At 70.5% G+C, this 6,024-nt stretch carries 6 protein-coding genes; 1 reads left to right on the top strand and 5 read right to left on the bottom strand.

The features are described 5' to 3' along the window. Nucleotides 1-630: 630 nt before the first annotated feature. Nucleotides 631-1,632 (top strand): tryptophan--tRNA ligase, encoded by a 1,002-nt coding sequence (gene trpS / locus ACH4DZ_RS16295; RefSeq protein ID WP_398287725.1) that lies wholly within the window; start codon nt 631-633, stop codon nt 1,630-1,632. Nucleotides 1,633-1,655: 23 nt separating this feature from the next. On the opposite strand, the gene proC is transcribed toward trpS, so the two are convergent. From proC to ACH4DZ_RS16270, 5 genes are all read right to left on the bottom strand, one after another. Further along, the gene (proC, locus tag ACH4DZ_RS16290; protein ID WP_210881848.1) at nt 1,656-2,465 is read right to left on the bottom strand and encodes a pyrroline-5-carboxylate reductase; all 810 of its coding nucleotides are present in this window, start codon (nt 2,463-2,465) and stop codon (nt 1,656-1,658) included. Between the two features lie 129 nt (nt 2,466-2,594). Further along, entirely contained in the window at nt 2,595-3,389 is a 795-nt protein-coding gene (locus ACH4DZ_RS16285; RefSeq protein WP_398287724.1) for an ABC transporter permease, read from the bottom strand. Further along, nucleotides 3,386-4,258, bottom strand: coding sequence for an ABC transporter ATP-binding protein (locus ACH4DZ_RS16280; RefSeq protein WP_398287723.1), 873 nt, complete (start codon nt 4,256-4,258; stop codon nt 3,386-3,388). Before ACH4DZ_RS16280 ends, ACH4DZ_RS16285 begins: the two co-directional genes overlap by 4 nt. 32 nt (nt 4,259-4,290) lie before the next feature. Beyond that, nucleotides 4,291-5,076, bottom strand: coding sequence for a class I SAM-dependent methyltransferase (locus tag ACH4DZ_RS16275; RefSeq protein ID WP_398287722.1), 786 nt, complete (start codon nt 5,074-5,076; stop codon nt 4,291-4,293). A gap of 432 nt (nt 5,077-5,508) precedes the next feature. Further along, nucleotides 5,509-5,955, bottom strand: coding sequence for an EamA/RhaT family transporter (locus tag ACH4DZ_RS16270; RefSeq protein WP_398287721.1), 447 nt, complete (start codon nt 5,953-5,955; stop codon nt 5,509-5,511). Between the last annotated feature and the right edge of the window lie 69 nt (nt 5,956-6,024).

The following is a 6,024-nucleotide window of genomic DNA, read 5'->3' as shown; positions in this document are numbered from 1 at the left end:
TCACCCTCTCGGGCTTTCCTCCGGGCGCTTCCCTTCGGTCTTGCTGTCTTGCGTTTCCGACTCTATCAGACCGTTTCCGGTTCCGATTTCCTCGGTGCTTTCCAGGTTTTCGCTTTGGCGTTTCCCTTTCCGGCGATTCCGACTCTACCAGACCCTTTCAGGCCCGATTCCCAGTCGAAGTGGGGGTTGTCTTCCCGGCTGTTGGGCCGTTCCGACGAGTGAGACTTTAGCGGAATCCTGGCCCCCGAGCTAATCGGGGTCGCGCTCTCTCGAACGCGGATTCCTCATTTCGCAAACACGCATGAAAGCGAACCGACGACGGATCGTCGATCGCTGTGTGCTTGTTGCGGAATGGCTGTCCGGGGACCAACCGAAGTCGGCGCTCACGTCGGACAACTCGGAGAACACTACGTAGCGGGCAGGGGTGTGTCAACTCGGGTACGGGGACCACCCCCGAGGCGTACCCTCCGTGTCATGACTACGTACGCGTGCACCCAGCTGTGGTGGGCCGCCTGACGGCGGCCGTACATACGCGTGTACTCAACGGCCGCCTCCTCGGCGGCCGTTTCTGTATCTCCTTCCTGGAGTGCCGGCCGGCGGTGGTGGCGGCCTCGACCAGGAGGTAGAGGGATGAAGCGGGTCTTCAGCGGGATCAAGCCGACCGGGCATCTGACGTTGGGCAACTACCTGGGGGCGATGCGGCGCTGGAGCGCGGTCGACCAGCACGAGGCCGACGCGTTGTTCTGTGTCGTCGACCTGCACGCGCTGACCGTGGACCACGATCCCGGGCGGGTGCGCAGACTGAGTCGGCAGGCGGCCACCCTGTTGCTGGCCGCGGGGCTCGATCCCCAGCTGTGCACCGTCTTCGTACAGAGTCATGTGGATGAGCACGCGCGGCTGTCGTATCTGCTGGAGTGCGTGGCCACGGACGGCGAGATGCGCCGGATGATCCAGTACAAGGAGAAGGCGGCGGCCGAGCGCGCGCGGGGCGGGAGTGTGCGGCTGTCGCTGCTCACGTATCCCGTGCTGATGGCGGCGGACATCCTGGCGTACGGGACCGACGAGGTGCCGGTGGGGGACGACCAGACCCAGCACGTGGAGCTGACGCGGGATGTCGCGGTGCGGTTCAACCAGCGGTACGGGCGGACGTTCGTGGTGCCGCGGACCACGCATCCGGAGGTGGCGGCCCGGGTCATGAACCTGCAGGACCCCACGTCGAAGATGGGGAAGTCCGACGATGTGGGGCCCGGAGTCGTCTATCTGCTCGACGAGCCCGAGGCCGTGCGGAAGAAGATCATGCGGGCCGTGACGGACAGCGGAAGCGATGTCGTCCACGACCGGGAGGCCCGGCCCGGGGTCTCGAATCTCCTGGAGATCCTCGCGGCCTGTGAGGGTGGGAACCCGAAGGACCTGGCCGGTGCGTACGAGACGTACGGATCTTTGAAGAAGGACACCGCCGAGGCCGTGGTGGAGCTCCTCAGGCCCGTACAGCAGAAGCACAAGGAGTTGTGCGCCGATCCCGCGTACGTGGAAGGGGTGTTGCGCGAGGGTGCGGAGAGGGCCAGGGAGATGGCGCGGCCGAGGGTGGACGCGGCGTACCGGGCGATCGGGTTGCTGCCGCCGGCGGTCTGAGCAGCCGGGGGCCGCGGTGGCTACTAGCTGTTGCCCGAGGCCAGTGCGCGGCTGCGGTCGCGGGCTGCTTCGAGGGCCGCGATGAGGGCGGCCCGTACACCGTGGTTCTCCAGTTCGCGGATGGCGTTGATCGTGGTGCCCGCGGGGGACGTGACGTTCTCGCGGAGCTTCACGGGGTGCTCGCCGCTGTCGCGGAGCATCACGGCGGCGCCGATCGCGGACTGGACGATGAGGTCGTGCGCCTTGTCGCGGGGCAGGCCGAGCAGGATGCCGGCGTCGGTCATGGCCTCGACCAGGTAGAAGAAGTACGCCGGGCCGGAGCCGGAGAGGGCGGTGCAGGCGTCCTGTTGGGACTCGGGGACGCGGAGCGTCTTGCCGACGGCGCCGAAGATCTCCTCGGCGTGCGCGAGGTGAGCGGCGGTGGCGTGGCTGCCGGCGGAGATGACGGACATGGCCTCGTCGACGAGGGCGGGGGTGTTTGTCATGACACGGACGACGGGGGTGCGCTGGGCCAGGCGCTCCTCGAAGAAGGAGGTGGGGATGCCCGCTGCGCCGCTGATGACCAGGCGGTCGGCGGGGACGTGCGGGGCGAGTTCGTCGAGGAGGGTGCCCATGTCCTGGGGCTTGACCGTGAGGATCAGCGTGTCCGCCGTCTTGGCGGCCTCCTGGTTGGTGACCGGCGTGACGCCGTGGCGTTCCTGGAGTTCCTGGGCGCGCTCGGGGCGGCGGGCCGTGACCAGGAGGTCGGCGGGGGCCCAGCCGGCTCGGATCATTCCGCTGAGCAGGGCCTCGCCGATCTTGCCGGTGCCGAGCACTGCGACTTTCTGGGTCATGTTCGGTTGCCCTCCGGGGGTGCGTCGTCCGGGGCCCATCCTCGCACCGGGGTGTGGGGGTGGCCCGCGCTGTCCGGTGGGCGGGACGCGGGCGGGCCCCGGGGCTGTACGGGGTCGGGCTGTCCGGGATCAGGGGGTGCGGCGGCGGAGGGTTGCCGCGCCGAGTGTCAGTACGAGGAGGGCGCAGGCCGCGACGATCAGGGCGTCGCGGACGAACGCGGTGGTGACGTCGGTGTGCTTCAGGACTTCGTTCATGCCGTCGACGGCGTACGACATGGGCAGGACGTCGGAGATGCCTTCGAGTACGGGGTGCATGTCGGGGCGCGGGGTGAACAGGCCGCAGAGGAGGAGTTGGGGGAAGATCACCGCCGGCATGAACTGGACGGCCTGGAACTCGGAGGACGCGAACGCCGAGACGAAGAGGCCGAGGGCGGTGCCGAGCAGGGCGTCGAGAAGGGCGACCAGGAGGAGCAGCCAGGCCGAGCCGGTGACGTCGAGACCGAGGGCCCAGACGGCGAGACCGGTGGCGAGGACGGACTGGACGAGGGCGATCGCCCCGAAGGCGAGGGCGTAGCCGGCGATGAGGTCGCCTTTGCCGAGGGGCATGGCGAGGAGGCGTTCCAGGGTGCCGGAGGTGCGTTCGCGGAGGGTGGCGATGGAGGTCACCAGGAACATCGTGATGAGGGGGAAGATGCCGAGCAGTGAGGCGCCGATGGAGTCGAAGGTGCGCGGGCTGCCGTCGAAGACGTAGCGGAGCAGCAGGAGCATCACGCACGGGATGAGGATCATCAGCGCGATCGTGCGCGGGTCGTGGCGGAGCTGGCGCAGGACCCGGGTCGCGGTGGCGGTGGTGCGGGCGAGGTTGATGGCGCGCGGCTCGGGGTGTGCGGCGGGGCTTGTGCGCGGGGCGGCGGTCGTGGTCATCGGACGGACTCCTTGCGGGGCCGGCCGGGCCGACCAAGCTGGTTGGGCTGGTTGCCGGCGGTGGCCGCGATCGCCTCGTCGACCAGGTGGAGGAAGGCCGCCTCGACGGTGTCGGTGCCGGTCCGGGCGCGCAGGGCGTCCGGGGTGTCGTCGGCGAGGATCTCGCCCTCGCGCATCAGGAGCAGGCGGTGGCAGCGTTCGGCCTCGTCCATGACGTGGGAGGAGACGAGGAGGGTGGCGCCCCGGTCGGCGGCGATGGTGTGGAAGAGCTGCCACAGGTCGCGGCGGAGTACGGGGTCGAGGCCGACCGTGGGTTCGTCGAGGACGAGGAGTTCCGGGGTGCCGAGGAGGGCCACGGCGAGGGAGACGCGGCTGCGCTGGCCTCCGGAGAGGTTGCCCGCGAGGGCGTCGGCGTGGGAGGCGAGGTCCACGTCGGAGATGGCGTGCTCGACGTTCTCGTGGCGGCGGTCGGCGGCGGCGCGTCCGGGGTCGAGGACCGCGGCGAAGTAGTCCAGGTTCTGGCGGACCGACAGGTCGTCGTAGACGGAGGGGGCTTGGGTGACGTAGCCGATGCGGGAGCGGAGGGCGGCGTGGCCCGCGGGGAGGCCGAGGACGTCCAGGGTGCCGGTGACCTTGGCCTGGGTGCCGGCGATCGACCTCATCAGGGTGGACTTGCCGCATCCGGAGGGGCCGAGCAGACCGGTGATCCGGCCGCGGGGGACGTCGAAGTCGAGTCCGCGCAGGACCTGGTGGGGGCCTCGGACGACGGTGAGGCCGGCGGCGTGGACCGCCGGGGGGCCGGGGGGTGATGGCGTGGGGGCGGCGGGTGATGGCGTGGGGGCAGGGGTGCCGGACGCATTATTCATCATGTGATGAATAATGCGCCTGGGTGCGGACCTCGTCAAGCAGCCGGGGCGACGATCAGGACGACCTCGTAGCTCTCCTCCACCTGGCCGTCGGGGAAGGTCTTCAGGAGGTGGGCGCGCTCCTCGGCGAAGAAGGTCGCCGTCGCCTCTTCTCCCAGGACCAGGAAGACCGAGTGGCTGCTGATGTTGGCCAGGTGGGTGTCCAGGGGGACGGTTCGGCTCCAGCGGATCTCGTGGCGGGTGCACGCGGGCATGTACGGGGCGCGGGCGAAGACGTCCTCCGTACGGGCTCGGCGGCCGGAGCCGCGCTTCTCGGCGACGTCACCGCCGATGAACTCCTCCACGCGCCGGTTCTGCTCCGACTGCCAGGGGACGTCGAGGGCGGGGTTGTTCCACCAGAGGGCCAGGGCGCCGGCGGGGCGCAGTACGCGCATGGCTTCGGGGAGGGAGCGGGCGGGGTCCGTCCAGTGCCAGGACTGCGCGTAGGTGACGAAGTCGACGGAGGCGGTGGCGAGGGGCAGCGCGTCGCCGTCGCCCCGGACGACGGGGGTGCCGGGGAGGGAGCGGCGGAACTGGGTCGCCATCCCGTCGCCGGGTTCGACCGCGACCACGTCGGCGCCTCGGGCGAGGAGGAGGGTGGTGGCTATGCCCGTGCCCGCGCCTACGTCCGCGATGCGGGCGCGCTTGAGCGGGCGGGGGGCCGTGCGCTCGATCGTGTCGAAGAGGGTTGGGGGGTAGGAGGGGCGGTTGGTCGCGTACTGGGCTGCGGCGGTGTTGAAGGAGAGGGCGTAGTTGGGGTGGGAGGGGGTTTTGGCGGTCATGGCTCCATCGTGGCTGGCCGCGCAGTTCCTCGCGCCCCTTGAAGGGCGGGGCTGCGCCCCGACCCCGTACTCGGGTGCGGGATCGGTGGGGGTTGTTCGCGCCGTTCCCCGCGCCCCCGAAGAGCGGGCCTGCGGCCCAGCCCGGTACTCGGGTGCGGGTTCGGTGGGGGTTGTTCGCGCCGTTCCCCGCGCCCCCGAAGAGCGGGCCTGCGGCCCAGCCCGGTACTCGGGTGCGGGATCGGTGGGGGTTGGCCGCGCCGTTCCCCGCGCCCCTAAGGGGCTCGGGGGTGGCCGCCTTGTTTCGTGTGCGGCTGAGGGTGGGAGCTGGGGTGTAGGCCCGGATTTGGGGGGTGCGGGGAAGTGCGCGGGCGGCCTCCGGCCAGCCGCAGACAGCCGGTAAAGGGCGTGGCAGGGGCTCGGGTCGCCATGGGGCTAGTTGTGCTTGCGGTGGGATGCCGTTTCGTGTTCGGCGCGGTGGAGGCTTTCGCCCGGCGCTTCCGTCAGTGAGCGGAAGAAGTACGCGGTGAGGGCGCCGACGAAGCCGATCGTCAGCAGGCCCCGCAGCGCGGACTGGCTGTCCGGGGCCGGACGTTTCGTGTAGCCCGCCCAGGTGTGGCGGAACGCCAGCGCGCTGCAGACGGCGAACATCACCGCGACCAGCCCGGTGACGAAGCCGCCCACGGCCGCGATCTCCAGTCCCTCGTACGCGAAGCGCAGGACCAGGCAACTGCCCGCGATCGCGACGAGCGAGCCGACGGTCACGGCCACGCGGCGGACCGCGTAACCGCCGTCGTGGTCCACCCAGGTCGCCGCGAAGAAGCGGATCGGTTCGGGGCGGGGGCCTGCGGATGCGGAGATGGTGTCCGGTGTGTCGCTCACGGCTTGATTATCGCCTCGGCCCACCGACCCGCGGGCCGAGGCGATAATCCGAACAGGCGTACAGGCGTA

It is taken from the genome of Streptomyces sp. NPDC017991 (assembly GCF_044328075.1).
Taxonomy (GTDB): Bacteria; Actinomycetota; Actinomycetes; order Streptomycetales; family Streptomycetaceae; genus Streptomyces.
The sequence above is the reverse complement of the archived record's forward strand: the minus strand, read 5'-3'. Positions and strand labels throughout refer to the sequence as shown.